Source organism: Chryseobacterium sp. C2(2020) (genome assembly GCF_014218915.1).
In the GTDB taxonomy this organism is placed as follows: Bacteria; Bacteroidota; Bacteroidia; order Flavobacteriales; family Weeksellaceae; genus Chryseobacterium; species Chryseobacterium mucoviscidosis.
This window is the reverse complement of record NZ_JACLCT010000032.1, coordinates 34065-48945: the sequence shown is the minus strand read 5'-3', so window position 1 is coordinate 48945 and position 14881 is coordinate 34065. Positions and strand designations below refer to the sequence as shown.

Here is a 14881-nt window from a genome sequence, read left to right as displayed (position 1 = left end):
ATTTTTGAAAAAAGGCTCAGATTATAAAATCCAAGCCTAACTTTTCTACTTACACACTTTACGGGATAGTGTCTAAAAATTGTAAACAATGAATAATTAGTTGTTTTATTTATTGTTTTGCCGAGTTTATCAACATTACTAAAATCTTCTAAAATATTTGCTTCCATTCTACTTTTTTCCATCATTTTATATTCAATAAATATTATAATACCTAAATTAATAATTGGAACTAAAATTAGTTCCATTGGAACATCATCTTTAATTTTAGCTATTGCAAAAAAACCTGCAATCATAATGTTATTGAAATTAAACAATTTATCATGTATTCTATCAAAATACTTTAGAACATCTCTAGTACCATCATATGATGTCTTTTCTAAAGAAGCCATTGATTTATCTATATCTTTAAATATCTCATCAGGGTTTTGTCTCTGTTTTTCAAAATCTTCCATAAGTATTTTTTTTTGGTTTAATATTTAAAAACTTTTTCATATTCAAATCGAATTCTATTAATTTAAGCACATATTTGATAACAACATCAAAATTAAAATAAAACCTTCTCTTTTACGGAAGGTTTTTTTGTGCCCTTCAGTCATAAAAAATGACGGTTCGGCAAAAAATAATTTTTAATACTTTTATTAAAGCCTAATTTTGAACCAAGAAAGCTCACAATGAAATACAAAAGCATCATCATATTACTCTGGATATCGTTGGCAACAACATTTTTTTTCTTTTTCGTTTTTAATGATGAAAAAACACTGGAAAATTTTGCCATCACTCTTTTGGTTTCCACCATGTATTCATTCGTTTTGGGACTGGGAAACGGTATCATCAACGATTTTCTCAACAGGAAATTCCCATGGTCTGAAACCACAAGAACAAGAGCGATCATAAGCATCATTTCCATTCTCATCGCCAATACCATTTTGGTGTATTTCTGTAATTATATGAATTTCGTGGTGATTCAGAAGGCAACAACCTCAGAACAGTTCTTTTCCAGCAAATACAATGTTTCCAACTGGTTCATGATTAATATTGCCCTGCTTATTTCGGCTTTTCTTCATGCCAAAGGTTTCATGGAAGAACTTCGGAAAACGTCCAAAAAAGAAGTGGTTGAACAGAAGTTAATTGCCAAATCTGCCAATGCACAGTTTGAAAGCCTTAAGAACCAGTTAGATCCACATTTTTTATTCAATTCTCTGAATGTTTTAAGCTCGTTAATTGATGAAAACCCGAAACAGGCGCAGAAGTTTACTGCCTCAATGTCAAAGATTTACAGATATGTTCTGGAGCAGAAAGACAAAGAACTGGTTACTGTGGAAGATGAGCTGGAATTTGCCAAAACCTATTGCGAATTGCTGAAAACACGATTCGAGGACAGTGTAGATTTTGATTTTGAAGTAAAAAAAGAAGATTACCGAAGATTTGTCGTTCCGCTATCTTTACAGCTTCTTCTGGAGAACTGCATCAAGCATAATTTTGCCACTTCTTCAAAACCTCTCATCATTAAAATTTTCTCTGAAAATGATACGTTGTGCATCGAAAATAATTTACAGGTAAGAGAGCAGATCAAAGAAAGCTCAGGGATCGGTCTGGCAAATATTGTACAGCGCTATTCTTTACTCACCAAAAGAAATGTTTTTATAGAAAAATCTGAAGATTACTTTAAAGTAAAACTTCCGGTACTTTTCTCTAAACCGAATGTTGTAAATGAAATAGCCGAAACTAAAAATGAATCTTACGAACGTGCGCACAAACGGGTAAAAGAAATAAAAAGCTTTTACGGAAATCTCATTTCTTACTGCATTATCATTCCTTTTTTAATCATTTTAAATCTCATCACCAGTCCGGATCGTCTGTGGTTTTACTGGCCGATGTTAGGTTGGGGAATCGGGCTTGTTGCTCACGGAATGAGTGTTTTCGCTATTGGTAAAAGCTGGGAAGAAAGAAGGATCAGGGAAATTTTAGAAAAACAAAACAGAACATTAAAATAAGCATCATGGAACCGATAAGCAAAGATGATTTCAGATACAAAGAAGCGGAAAGACAGGTAAAAAGAATCAAAAGATTTTACTTTTCCGTCTTCATTTATATTGCGGTTAATATTTTCATTTTATATCTGAATTACACAGAATTAAAACCCAATGAATCTATTTTTCAGTTAAAATTTTTTGCGCTTCCATTTTTCTGGGGAATCGGAGTTGCCATTTCGGCAATGAGAACGTTTATTCCGGGGTTTATGCTTGGAAATAAATGGGAAGAAAGAAAAATTAAAGAACTGATGGAAAAGGAAAAAAACGGCAGATAAATTGTTCATCACTTCCCAATACCGTTTGATATGAAAACTTTACAGATTCTTTTCGCCATTTCTATGGTCGCGTGGTTTTTAAGCGAATTTCTCTACAAAAACATCCTGAAATCCGGAGAAAAAGACAATAAAAAGGATAAATCGACTCTAAATTTATTGTGGATTGCGATTCCGCTTTCAATTGTAAGTGCCGTTGCGGTTTCTTACGTTATACGTTTTCCCATTTCTGATGAGGTCTGGATCTATTATTCAGGAGCCGTTCTGATATGGATCGGAATTATTTTAAGGTTCATCATCATTCGTTCTTTGGGAAAATATTTTACGGTTGACGTTACGATTAAAGAAGATCATAAAATTAAGAAAGAAGGGTTTTACAAATATCTCAGACATCCGTCTTACGCTTTTTCATTGCTTACTTCGTTGGGTTTGGGATTGTATTTAAACAACTGGTTCTCATTGACTTTGGCTTTTCTGATTCCTTTCATTGCATTCAGCTACAGAATTAATGTCGAAGAAAAGGCTTTAATCGAGCAGTTCGGAGAAGAATATCTGGATTACCGTAGAAAAACGAAAAAGCTGATTCCTTTTGTTTATTAAGTTACTTATTCACTGATTTTTAATCAACAAAATCAGGAAAGTTATTTAAAGTAAAATGGTAGAAAACTCTTTGGAGTTTTATCTGCGTAGAAATCATATTAGGAGTAGGTTCAGCGTTCCGGAGGAACGTTATCTTTAGAAAATTTATCGTATTTAAGATGCCAATCCTATGGATTGATTAACGGATTTATTCTTATTTCTACACAGATTCTGCTCCTAAAGGAGCAAACACTTAACTCCATAATTAAAAATCCTTGCACTGTCATTTCGACAAAGGAGAAATCCAGTCAGTTTAATAATCATTTGATATAGAAATTGATTACAAATTTCATTTAAAAGCGAATCATACTTTCGCAGCTTTCCTAACCAAACAACTAAAAACATCAAAATCAAAAAATCCCGATTCTCCGTTGAGTCGGGATTTTTACAATTCAGGATGCATATTCTACGGTTCGGTCAGTTAAAATTGATTTGAGGCTGTTTTCTGTCCTACATTTGTCTCAACAAAAACAAACAATTAATCTTTAAAAATAAAAAATATGGAAACTTACACCAACAAAGAAGAATTAGCGTACGAAAAAGCATCAAGAAGAGTAAAAGAACTGAAAGGATTTTACGGAAACCTTACTTCATATTGCCTTGTGATTTCATTTTTAGCCGTGTTGAATTTTTTAACATCACCACAATATCTTTGGTTTTTCTGGCCAATGTTAGGATGGGGATTAGGTCTTGCGGCGCACGCAGCAAGTACTTTCGGGATCGGAAGAGACTGGGAAGAAAGAAAAATAAAACAACTGATGGACGAAGAAAGAAGAAATACGAAATCTTTATAACCAACATTCAATTTTAACTTTAAAAATAGATTATCATGAATTACAATCAGGCACAGGAAAGAGTAAACGATCTTAAAAAATTCTACAAAAGCCTTTTATGGTTTGGGATCGTGGCAGTAATTATTTTCGGAGACGATATTTTAGAAAAAGGAATATTTAATTTTTCATTGTGGAACGGATCAATCATTCTTACCATCTGGGGAATTATTTTAACTGTAAAAGCCGTAAAACTATTCCTTCTGGATTCCGAATGGGAAAGAGAAGTGATGGAAAAAGAAATGAAAAAATCGAAAGAACCGCTGAAGTTTTAAAACTGACAATTTTTGATTACTTTTATTTCAAAATTATAAAAACTAAAACAGGAACTCAATGATCAAAACTGTTATTATCGAGGACGAAAAACCCGCTTCAAGGAAACTGGAAAGAATGCTTAACGAATTTCCTGAAATAGAGATCGTTGCAAAAATAGAATCGGTAGAAGAAGGAGTGCAGTGGTTTTCAGAAAATGAACATCCGCAGCTCATCTTTTCAGACATTGTTCTGGGAGACGGTCTGTCTTTCGATATCTTCGAAAAAGTTCCGACAAAAGGATTTATCATTTACACGACAGCTTTTGATCAGTATACCTTAAAAGCGTTCAAGCTGAACAGCATCGATTATCTTCTGAAGCCAATTTTGGATGAAGATCTTGCCGGAGCGATCGAAAAATTCAAATCATTTATTCCTTCAGATAATTCCGTCAATTCACACGAAATTAAGCAGTTAATTAAAAAGGAAAAAAGCACACTTTCCAGAATTCTGGTGAAGATAGGCTACAACCTGAAAATTGTTCAGACCCACGAAGTAAGCTGTTTTTTCAGTGAAAATAAGATTGTTTATCTGCAGACTCAGGAAAGAACATATCCTTCGGATTTCACGCTGGACGAACTGGAAGAGGTGCTGGATGAAAAGAAATTCTTCCGGGTAAACCGGCAGTTTATCATCAATTCAGATTACATTAAAAATATCCACACTTCACCCAATTACAAAGTTGAACTTGAATTTCAGCCACAGGAAGAAATTACCGTAAGCCGCGACCGCGTAAAAGATTTTAAAGACTGGTTGGTAAGTTAAAACCCAAAACAAAAAAACTTAAACCCAAAAACTCAAATCTATCGACCATCAACTATGATCAACTATCTGTAATCGATACGGTTAGATTCCGTGTCTTCAAGCTGTTTGATAATCGATTTCGGAATTTCATCGCTGTCGATCGGGAAACTGATAGAGTCTGAAATAAAAGTTTTGCGGTCTGCTTTCTGAAAGATTTCAAACAGGGCAATCGGTTCCTGATTAAAACTGATACATGTACTTATAAAATGCAACTCATGGAGCTTATACTCTGGATTTTTCAGCTTTTCCTTGATATCTTTTATTCTTGAAATAAAATGACGCTGCCGGATGAACGTATTGCTGTTCATGATGATAAAGACATAATCGGAATAGGCCGTTATTTTTCCAAAATATTTATGACGGTCGCCGCCGCTTCTTTCGACGAAATATTCTCCGGACGTTTCGGATTTGTAGATTTCCGTCGCAGAACGCCAGATTCGGTCTTCTTTTGCCAGTAAAGGATTTTCCGGAAGATTTCTGTTGTAGGAATACCAACAGCCGACAAGATGGTCCAGTAAAGCGGTGTTTGGCTTTACATTATTCATATCAATCCTCAGATCGTTAAAATTGAATGATTCCGTATTGGAGTTGATGAAATCGATATAACTCGAATATCCTAAAACTTTAACAATCATGCTGAGTTTGGCAAGATTAGGCTTGCTCAATACTGCATTTTCATTCTGGTAATATTTCTTTAATTTATTGATAATTAAATGTTCATAAAGATAATTTGAACCTAAAAGATCAGGGCTTTTTTTACTGTTGTTCTCTGAGGTTTCCTGGATAATCAGATCATTAAGTTCTGCAACGATGTAAGACCATTCGGTTTTGGATACATCTTCCCAGTGGTGTTTTTTCAGGAAATGCAACGCCAGAAAATTCATCAGTTTTTCTATGTGTAGTATATCTTCTTTTTTCATCTTTCAATTTATAAGACTAATATAAGATAATTTTAAAACCAAATGAGACTGTTGCAAGACTTTTATATCTCAACATCCAACGATATTTGAGTAGAAATTAAAAGTTAAAACAATGGAAACAAAAATGGTATTACAAAATGATCCTCTCTGGAACAGGCTTCAAGAATTCTCATTGGATGAATGTGCTGCCGATTTTCCTTTCTCAAAGAAACTGGCAAAAGAAGAAAACTGGACAGAAACATTTACCCGAAAAGCGATTGATGAATACAAAAAATTCGTCTACCTCTGCTGTAAACTTCCAAATGGTGCTTCACCAAGCGAAATTATAGACAAAGTATGGCATATGCATCTCATTTACACGCAAAACTACTGGGAAGAATTTTGTCCGGAAGTTTTGCAGCAGAAACTGCATCATCAACCTTCAAAAGGAGGAGAAAACGAAAATGAAAAACATAAAAGCTGGTTTGCGGAAACTTTAGAAAATTATGAGAAAATATTTGAGCAGGAACCGCCGAAAGATATCTGGAAATCGACTCAAATTCCTTCAAAAAAGAGAAAAATATCGCCTTTTGTTAAAATTTTTATTCTTTTAAGCATTTCTTTGGTGATCTATTCCTGTATGGAAAACAATAACGGAGGTTGGGGAATATTCCTGACTCTTATTTTCGTCTTCGTGCTGATCGTAATGATTATAAAAGCATTTAGTACAAATAACGAATCCAATAAAGGCAATAGAGATAACGGAAGTGACGGCGGCTTTTTCTACACCTGCGGAAGCGACAGTTCACACAGCGACGGAGGTTCCGGTTGCGGCAGTTCCTGCGGAAGCAGTTGTGGAAGCGGATGCGGTGGTTGCGGAGGTGGAGGAGATTAACGGAAATACAAAACACATGAAAAAAATCCTTATCCACACAATTCCGGTGCTCATAAGTCTGATCTGGCTTATTGCAATCAACCATACTTTAGATCCGATTTCTTTGAAAGGACACTATTTTCTCAAATTCTATTTCATTCTCGTCCTTGGATTTTATGCCTCTGTTTTTGCGCTGAAATTTTTTGGAGAAACCATTTCAAGAACAACTTTTTACTTCCTGATTTCTATATTTCTATTAGGAGTTATAAAATTAGCCAAAGGAATCTTTTTAGGAAAACCGGTTGGTTATTTAATGATGATTTTAATATTGGAAATTATTGTATCTGTGTTTCTTAATTTATTCTATGTAAACCATAAAATGAAATAGGAATTTACATTTTTTTTAAACAAAAAACCCGAAACATAACGCTTCGGGATTATTATTTAGATAAGATTTATTTTAGGAAATAACTCCGCTTCCGATCAGCTCTTCGCCGATGTACCACGAGGCAAACTGTCCTTCTGCAATGGCAGACTGCGGTTCTTCAAATTCCACATAGAATGCTTCTTCAAACTGGTGTAAAGTTGCTTTCTGCAATGGCTGTCTGTATCTGAATCTTGCCATTACTTCCATCGATTCTCCGTTTTTCAGTCTCAGATCTTCACGAACCCAGTGCAGTTCAGAATTATCAATTTTTAAGGCTCTTTTAAGCAGTCCCGGAAACTGATGTCCTTCTCCCACGAAAAGGATATTGTTTTCCATGTCTCTGGAGATGATAAAACAGCTTTCTTTATGTCCGCCGATTCCAAGTCCCTTGCTTTGTCCGATCGTGAAAAACTGAGCTCCCTGATGTTTTCCGATAACTTTACCGTCTGTCTTTTTGTAATTGATTTTTCGGCTGAGGTATTCCAATTCTTCCTGTTTTAACGAAAATTCAGGCATTTCTTCAGCAAAAAGGGGAGAATCTTTGAAAATTTCTACGATTTCGCCTTCTTTTGGAACCAATTGCTGCTGTAAGAATTGCGGTAAACTTACTTTTCCGATAAAACACAATCCCTGAGAATCTTTTTTATCTGCCGTTACCAAGCCGATTTCTTTAGCAATTTCTCTAACCTGAGGTTTTGTAAGCTCTCCAATCGGAAATAATGCTTTAGAAAGCTGATCCTGACTTAGCTGACATAAGAAGTAGGACTGGTCTTTATTGTTGTCTTTTCCGGCAAGAAGATGGAAAATTTCCTTTCCGTTTTCATCGATCGTTGAATCTACTCTTGCATAATGTCCGGTGGCGACTTTATCTGCGCCAAGAGACATTGCCGTCTTCATAAAAACATCGAATTTTACTTCTCTGTTGCAGAGAACATCAGGATTCGGAGTTCTTCCTTTCTGATATTCGTCGAACATATAATCTACGATTCTTTCCTTGTAAAGATCGCTCATATCAATCACCTGAAACGGAATTCCAAGCTTTTGAGCTACCATTAAGGCATCATTGCTGTCCTCGATCCACGGACATTCATCTTCCAGCGTTACCGAAGCATCGTTCCAGTTTCTCATAAACAAAGCCACCACTTCATGACCTTGCTGTTGCAGCAGATACGCTGTAACACTGGAATCCACACCTCCGGATAATCCTACTACTACTTTCATGTTATTTCAATTTTACGAAACTCTTAACGGGAGTTCTTAGTTTGACGCTGCAAAAATACAATTAAAAAGATTCGTAAAAAAGTGATAATTTTAGACATCGATAAAAACAATTTAAATATGAAAAAACTGATTATTTCTTTATGTGTTTCATGTTCAGGTCTATTTTTTTCTCAGGTGGGAGTTAATGCTTCTCCTGAAAATAACAATCGCTGGACTTTCGGCGGCGGAATCGGCTTTGGTTTCGGAAGTAACAATTACTTTAATCTTTCAGCGGCTCCAAGAGTGGGTTACCGGCTTACGGACGATCTTGAGGGTGGAGTTTTGGGAAGTGTTTCCTGGCAGAAATCAAATGCTTACAGTTCTACTATGTTTGGAGTTGGTCCTTTTCTGAATTATTATATTGCAAGAACGTTTTTCGTAAGTGCCAATTATCAGCATTATTTCATCAATTATAAAGACAAATTTTATGATTTTAAAGCTAATGCAGACGAAGATGCATTGTATCTTGGCGGCGGTTATATGCAGAGAATCGGGAATAATTCTTATTTACAGTTAGGCTTGATGTATAATGTTTTATGGAAAGAAAATTCGAGTATTTTCTCAAGTGGTTTGGTTCCGAATATAGGATTTGTGGTGGGGCTTTAACTTCTATTTCTTTTAAATTTCATGAGGGTTTAGAAACAATGACATCAAAAATCCGCGTGAATAAAATTTAAAAACAAATGGCACAAATATTTTCACAAATAAGCACGATAGAAACAGTATAATAACTAAAAAACAAAAAAGCATCGGAAAACTCCCGATGCTTTTTGGTATGATTAAATTATTTACTTACGATTAAGAAGACTTCTCTGCGGCAGATTTCTTCGGCTTTGAAGTTTTCCCTGCCAAACCGTCTTTCGCTTCATTCAGATCAAGAACTACGGTTTCTCCTTCTGTTAATTGTTTGTTTACCAGCATTTCTGCCAATAAATCTTCAATGTATTTCTGGATCGCTCTTTTTAATGGTCTTGCTCCGAAATCTTTATCCCATCCTTTTTCAGAAATAAAGTCTTTTGCTTCCTCAGTCAATTCAACTTTATATCCTAATTTTTCTAATCTTGAATACAATTTGTTCAATTCAAGATCAATGATTTTCTTGATGTCTTCTTTTTCAAGAGAATTAAAGATCACGATATCATCAATTCTGTTCAGGAATTCTGGTGAGAATGCTTTTTTAAGCGCATTTTCAATCGTACTTCTTGCTCTTGAATCCGAACTTGTTTTCTTCGCAGAAGTTCCAAACCCGACTCCATCTCCGAAATCTTTAAGATCTCTGGTTCCGATGTTAGAAGTAAGAATAATGATCGTATTTCTGAAATCGATTTTTCTTCCTAAACTGTCGGTTACGTGACCTTCATCTAAGATCTGCAACAGGATATTGAATACATCCGGATGCGCTTTTTCAATCTCATCTAAAAGAACCACAGCATAAGGTTTTCTTCTTACCGCTTCTGTTAATTGTCCGCCTTCCTCATATCCAACGTATCCCGGAGGTGCACCTACCAATCTTGAAACGGCAAATTTCTCCATGTATTCACTCATATCGATTCTGATCAAAGATTCATCAGATTCGAAAAGTTCTCTTGCCATTACTTTAGCCAGCTCAGTTTTACCAACTCCGGTTGTTCCTAAGAAGATAAAGGTTCCGATTGGGCGGTTTGGATCTTTAAGACCGGCTCTGTTTCTCTGGATTGCTTTCACAACTTTTTTCACCGCATCTTCCTGACCGATTACTTTTCCGTTCAGGTTTCCATCCATTCCGGCAAGTTTATCAAGCTCGTTTTTACCAACTTTCGTTACAGGAACACCGCTCATCATAGAAACTACTTCCGCCACATTCTCTTCTGTTACGGTTTCTTTTTTCTCTTTTACATCTTTGTCCCATTTATCCTGAGCAGAATTCAGTTCCATCTGAAGCCTTTCTTCTTCATCTTTCAGTTTTCTCGCTTCCAGATAATCCTGCGCTTTTACTGCCTTTTGTTTCAATTCCTTAATTTCTTCGATTTTCTTTTCAAAATCGATGATTTCGGTAGGAACTTTCATGTTTTTAATATACACTCGTGATCCTGCTTCGTCCATTGCATCAATCGCTTTGTCCGGTAGGAAACGGTCTGTAATATATCTTGAAGTTAAATTCACACACGCTGCAATTGCTTCAGGTGTATAAATTACATTATGGTGCTCTTCGTATTTATCTTTGATCTGATTTAAAATCTGAACGGTTTCGTCAATAGAAGTAGGTTCCACCATTACTTTCTGGAATCTTCTTTCTAATGCGCCGTCCTTTTCAATGTACTGACGGTATTCATCCAGAGTAGTAGCTCCGATGCATTGAATTTCACCTCTTGCCAAAGCCGGTTTGAACATATTGGATGCGTCTAAGCTTCCTGTTGAACTACCCGCACCAACAATGGTGTGAAGCTCATCAATGAATAAGATCACGTCTCTGTTTTTCTCCAGCTCCGTCATTATCGCTTTCATTCTTTCTTCAAACTGACCACGGTATTTTGTTCCGGCAACTAAACTTGCAAGATCTAAAGTGATCACTCGTTTTCCGTAAAGGACTCTGGAAACTTTTTTCTGCTGAATTCTTAAAGCCAGACCTTCCGCGATGGCAGATTTACCAACTCCCGGTTCCCCGATTAGCAAAGGATTGTTTTTCTTTCTTCTTGAAAGGATCTGAGAAACTCTCTCAATTTCTTTTTCACGACCGATAACAGGATCTAATTTCCCGTCTCTTGCCAGAGAAGTTAAGTCTCTACCGAAGTTATCCAGTGTTGGTGTTTTACTTTTAGCAGAGCCTAAATTTCCTGTAGGCTTTCTCATTTGCTCAAAATCTTCTCTTTCGTCATCGTCGTCGTAAGCACTCATCTGTGGTGCCTGTCCGGAATTTTTAAGCATGGTCTGATATTCTTTTGAAACTCCTTCATAGTCGATGTCGTAAGCTCCTAATATGTTTGAAGTAGGGTCCTCATATTTGTAAAGAATGCCTAAAAGCAGATGAACGGTATTAATCTCATTGCTTTTGTATTGTCTGCATTCAAGCTCAGCACGTTTGATGGCATGATCTGCCATCTTCGTGAAAGAAATATTGGTAACCTCCTCAGAAATAGGATTTAGACTTGCTGTATTTAAAGTTTCAATTTTTCTTCTGATTTGTGTTAGATCCGCATTAAGGTTTTGAAGGATTTCTTTTGCAGAGTTTTCTGTTTTTATAATACCTAAAAGTAGATGTTCTGTATTAAGAAATTCACTTTTGAGCCTTTTCGCTTCGCTCTTGCTTTGTTTGAACACTTGGCTCAAACCTTGTGAAAACTTATAATCCATAATATATCTCATTAGAATAAAAGCAACATTGCCATTTATTCATTATCTAAATTACAAATATTTTACCAAAAAGCAATAAATGACTTTATGGCAGAAAAAATTTTATTATCTTATTGAAAATGATTAAGTTTGTTGTCCTTAAAAATTTCTCATGAATCCTGAAACAGCCACTTACATAGGATATTCCGCATCACTTTTCATCGTACTGAGCTTTATATTGAAAGACATCAGGAAAATAAGGATCGTTAATATGATCGGCTGTATCTGTTTTGTTATCTATGGAATTTTCAGCGGTATGCTTTGGCCGGTAATTATTCCGAACGGATTAATCTGTTTTATACAAATTTATCATCTTCTGATGACGAAAGAAAAATAATGCAGCGAAGAAAAATAATTACTTCTGCGTTCAGTAATTTGTATACAGATCAGCGTATCGAAAAGGTTTGCAGTACTTTACATGAAAACGGCTATGAGGTTGATCTGATAGGGAATGACTGGAACGGAGCCGGAGAAATGTTCAGGCCTTATTCTTTTTCTAGGATTAAATTAATTTCAAATAGCCTGAAAACGGCTTATTTCGAATTCAACTGGAAATTGTACAGGGAATTAAAGAAAAAAACGGATAAAAACACGATTCTTCATGCAAATGATCTGGATTCTTTACTACCTAATTATTTAATTGCTAAAAAATTAAATATTCCGTTGGTTTTTGACAGTCATGAAATTTTTTCCGAAATGCCTGCGATTCAGGGCAAAATGTCACAAAAATTGTGGCGACATCTTGAAAGAAAGCTGATTCCTGATCTGAAATTGATGATTACAGCAAGTTCCGGATACGCCAATTGGTTTAAATCCCACTACGGAATTCAGCCTGTTGTTGTTCAAAATGCACCCAGAAAATTTGTTTTTGAAGGTGAAATTCCGGAAAACCGTCCGAAAACGATTCTTTATCAGGGAGTCATTAATCCTTTTCGCGGGATTGATAAGGCAATTTTGGCAATGAAACATTTGGATGATGTTATCTTTAAAATTGCAGGAGACGGACCGATGAAAAAAGAATACGAAAAATTGGTTATCAGAGAAAATCTTCAGGATAAGGTTTTATTTTTAGGAAAATTATTACCGGAAGATCTGCGAAAGATCACTTTAACGGCAGACTGCGGAATGAGCATTGAAGAGAATGGGGGAGAAAGCTATTTTTATTCTTTGCCTAATAAGGTTTTAGACTGTATTCAAGCAAGAGTTCCTCTGATTCTGTCAAATCTTCCTGAAATGCAGAATATTAAAAGACAATTTGACATTGGTGAAATTATAAAAGATCATCAGCCGGAACATATTGCGCTTGCCATTCAATCGGTTTTAGATAAAGGAAGGCAAAATTATCTTCCTGAACTTGAAAAAGCTGCTCATCTTCTATGCTGGGAAAACGAAGAAATAAAACTGTTGCAGGTTTTTGAAAAGGCATCTTCTTAAATTTAAATCGAAATATCTGATATTGATGACTGCAATTTTAGCCCCGATTGCCGCGACATCCTTTTTTGCATGGGATAAGAACAGGTAAAAAAGATACAGCAGAAAGCGGGAATAGCTTCAAATAAATTCAACATCTTTTTAATTTGGCTATCTTTGCAGAAAGAAATCAGTTTACAATGACTATTAAAGAAAAACAGCAGGAAATCATCGACGAATTTGCTTTTCTTGAAGACTGGGAGCAGAAATACGAATATATTATCGATCTTGGAAAAGAGCTCAAGGGGCTTTCTGATGACAAGAAGACAGAAGAAAACCTGATCAAAGGCTGTCAGAGTAAAGTTTGGATTGATGCCGAATTTAAAGAGGGAAAGTTGTTTTTTGAGGCAGATTCGGACGGGATTTTGCCGAAAGGTATTGTTTCGCTTCTGGTAAGCATTTACAGTGGTCACTCTACACAGGAAATTCTGGACTCTGATTTTGAGTTTATTTCTGAAATTGGTTTGCAGGAGTTTCTTTCTCCTTCCAGAGCCAATGGTTTGATGGCAATGACGAAGCAGATTAAATTTTACGCAGTCGCATATCAACTGAAGTCTTAATCTGTGACCCGAATTTTAGCATACCGTTTTTCTGCTTTTGGGGATGTCGCGATGACGGCTCCCGTTTTTCGTGAGTTTCTGGAACAAAATCCCGATGTAGAAATTGTGATGGTTTCCCGAAAAAATTTTGAAGCTTTATTTGCTGATATTCCGAACGTTATATTCAAAGGAATTAATCTTGATGATTATAAGGGCATCTTCGGTTTGAGACGTCTTGCCAATGAATTAATTAAAGAGTTTCATCCGGATTTTATCGCGAATCTTCATGATGTAATCCGCACGAAGATTCTCGACAAAATTTACAGAAGAAAAGGGCTTAAAGTATTCAAAATCAATAAGGGAAAAGAAGAAAAAGAAGATCTCACGAATGTTTGGAATTTAAATAAAAACCAATTAAAAAAAACGGTAGAACGTTATGCAGATGTTTTTCGAGAAATGGGCTTTAACGTTGAGCTTTCTCATGCATTGAGGCCGATTTCCGGAGAAAAATCAGGAATAGGGTTTGCGCCTTTTGCACAGCATCGCGGAAAAATGCTTCCTCTTGAAAAATCTTTTGAGCTGGCGAAAATTTTAGCACAAAAACATACGATTTATTTTTTCGGAGGCGGAAAATCTGAAGCTGAAACGCTGGAGCAGTGGGAGAGGGAAATCCCGAATACCTTCAGTTTAGCAGGAAAATTAAGCCTTCAGGAAGAATTAAATAAAATTTCCACATTAGAATTAATGATCTCTATGGATTCTGCCAATATGCATCTGGCAAGTCTCATGGGAACGAGATGTGTTTCCGTATGGGGACAGACTCATCCTTTTGCAGGTTTTTTAGGATTCGGACAAAAGGAAAAAGATGTGGTTCAGGTGAAAGACCTTACCTGCAGACCTTGTTCTGTTTTTGGTGATAAAGAATGCTATCGTGGAGACTGGGCTTGTCTTGAGGAGTTGCATGTGCAGAAAATAGTGGAAAAGATTTTATAAATACAGCCTCTCGATTCCAGAGGTTTTTTTAATCAGTCTTTTATAGAAATATAAAACAAAAAAATCTCCCTTAAAAAGAGAGATTTCTGTGGGTCCTGAGGGATTCGAACCCCCGACCCTCTGGGTGTAAACCAGATGCTCTGAACCAACTGAGCTAAGA

General features: G+C 35.9%; 17 protein-coding genes and 1 tRNA gene. 13 read left to right on the top strand and 5 right to left on the bottom strand.

Annotated features, from left to right (window positions below; translation table 11 throughout):
• Positions 1-452: hypothetical protein (locus H6W52_RS16295; RefSeq protein ID WP_185216816.1), on the bottom strand; the 452-nt coding region annotated here is incomplete at its 3' end.
• A gap of 219 nt (positions 453-671) precedes the next feature.
• Here H6W52_RS16295 and H6W52_RS16290 point away from each other — a divergent pair.
• From H6W52_RS16290 to H6W52_RS16265, 6 genes are all read left to right on the top strand, one after another.
• Positions 672-1994: a 2TM domain-containing protein gene (locus tag H6W52_RS16290; protein WP_116099290.1), complete on the top strand. Its 1323-nt coding sequence runs from the start codon at positions 672-674 to the stop codon at positions 1992-1994.
• A 5-nt stretch (positions 1995-1999) separates the two neighbouring features.
• Positions 2000-2308 (top strand): 2TM domain-containing protein, encoded by a 309-nt coding sequence (locus H6W52_RS16285; protein ID WP_076391029.1) that lies wholly within the window; start codon positions 2000-2002, stop codon positions 2306-2308.
• A 30-nt stretch (positions 2309-2338) separates the two neighbouring features.
• Entirely contained in the window at positions 2339-2905 is a 567-nt protein-coding gene (locus tag H6W52_RS16280; protein WP_116099289.1) for a methyltransferase family protein, read from the top strand.
• Positions 2906-3444: 539 nt separating this feature from the next.
• The gene (locus tag H6W52_RS16275; protein WP_116099288.1) at positions 3445-3738 is read left to right on the top strand and encodes a 2TM domain-containing protein; all 294 of its coding nucleotides are present in this window, start codon (positions 3445-3447) and stop codon (positions 3736-3738) included.
• A 35-nt stretch (positions 3739-3773) separates the two neighbouring features.
• Positions 3774-4049: a 2TM domain-containing protein gene (locus tag H6W52_RS16270; RefSeq protein ID WP_087706730.1), complete on the top strand. Its 276-nt coding sequence runs from the start codon at positions 3774-3776 to the stop codon at positions 4047-4049.
• 58 nt (positions 4050-4107) lie between these two features.
• On the top strand, positions 4108-4851 hold the full coding sequence (locus H6W52_RS16265) for a LytR/AlgR family response regulator transcription factor (protein WP_116099287.1): 744 nt from the start codon (positions 4108-4110) through the stop codon (positions 4849-4851).
• Positions 4852-4913: 62 nt separating this feature from the next.
• Here the strand turns inward: H6W52_RS16265 and H6W52_RS16260 are convergent, their stop codons facing one another.
• On the bottom strand, positions 4914-5810 hold the full coding sequence (locus tag H6W52_RS16260; protein WP_116099286.1) for a hypothetical protein: 897 nt from the start codon (positions 5808-5810) through the stop codon (positions 4914-4916).
• 112 nt (positions 5811-5922) lie between these two features.
• Here H6W52_RS16260 and H6W52_RS16255 point away from each other — a divergent pair, with 112 nt between their 5' ends.
• Together H6W52_RS16255 and H6W52_RS16250 are read left to right on the top strand one after the other, a co-directional pair.
• A complete protein-coding gene (locus tag H6W52_RS16255) occupies positions 5923-6684 on the top strand; it encodes a glycine-rich domain-containing protein (protein WP_116099285.1) in 762 nt (253 codons plus the stop codon).
• 16 nt (positions 6685-6700) lie between these two features.
• Complete coding sequence (locus H6W52_RS16250; protein WP_116099293.1) at positions 6701-7051, top strand: hypothetical protein; 351 nt, start codon at positions 6701-6703, stop codon at positions 7049-7051.
• A 72-nt stretch (positions 7052-7123) separates the two neighbouring features.
• Here H6W52_RS16250 and mnmA read toward each other — a convergent pair whose 3' ends face one another.
• A complete protein-coding gene (mnmA, locus tag H6W52_RS16245) occupies positions 7124-8311 on the bottom strand; it encodes a tRNA 2-thiouridine(34) synthase MnmA (RefSeq protein ID WP_116099284.1) in 1188 nt (395 codons plus the stop codon).
• Between the two features lie 117 nt (positions 8312-8428).
• Here mnmA and H6W52_RS16240 point away from each other — a divergent pair, with 117 nt between their 5' ends.
• On the top strand, positions 8429-8956 hold the full coding sequence (locus tag H6W52_RS16240; RefSeq protein ID WP_116099283.1) for a hypothetical protein: 528 nt from the start codon (positions 8429-8431) through the stop codon (positions 8954-8956).
• 192 nt (positions 8957-9148) lie between these two features.
• Here the strand turns inward: H6W52_RS16240 and H6W52_RS16235 are convergent, their stop codons facing one another.
• A complete protein-coding gene (locus H6W52_RS16235; RefSeq protein ID WP_116099282.1) occupies positions 9149-11680 on the bottom strand; it encodes an ATP-dependent Clp protease ATP-binding subunit in 2532 nt (843 codons plus the stop codon).
• A gap of 151 nt (positions 11681-11831) precedes the next feature.
• On the opposite strand from H6W52_RS16235, the gene H6W52_RS16230 reads away from it, so the two are divergent.
• The 4 genes from H6W52_RS16230 to H6W52_RS16215 all read left to right on the top strand — a co-directional run bounded on the left by H6W52_RS16230 (position 11832) and on the right by H6W52_RS16215 (position 14721).
• Entirely contained in the window at positions 11832-12056 is a 225-nt protein-coding gene (locus H6W52_RS16230) for a uroporphyrinogen decarboxylase (RefSeq protein ID WP_116099281.1), read from the top strand.
• Positions 12056-13153, top strand: a complete 1098-nt coding sequence (locus tag H6W52_RS16225) for a glycosyltransferase (protein WP_116099280.1) — start codon at positions 12056-12058, stop codon at positions 13151-13153. Before H6W52_RS16230 ends, H6W52_RS16225 begins: the two co-directional genes overlap by 1 nt.
• A gap of 176 nt (positions 13154-13329) precedes the next feature.
• A complete protein-coding gene (locus H6W52_RS16220; RefSeq protein ID WP_116099279.1) occupies positions 13330-13749 on the top strand; it encodes a SufE family protein in 420 nt (139 codons plus the stop codon).
• Between the two features lie 3 nt (positions 13750-13752).
• Positions 13753-14721, top strand: a complete 969-nt coding sequence (locus tag H6W52_RS16215) for a glycosyltransferase family 9 protein (protein ID WP_241277956.1) — start codon at positions 13753-13755, stop codon at positions 14719-14721.
• 89 nt (positions 14722-14810) lie between these two features.
• Here H6W52_RS16215 and H6W52_RS16210 read toward each other — a convergent pair.
• Positions 14811-14879, bottom strand: a tRNA-Val gene (locus H6W52_RS16210).
• Positions 14880-14881: the final 2 nt, after the last annotated feature.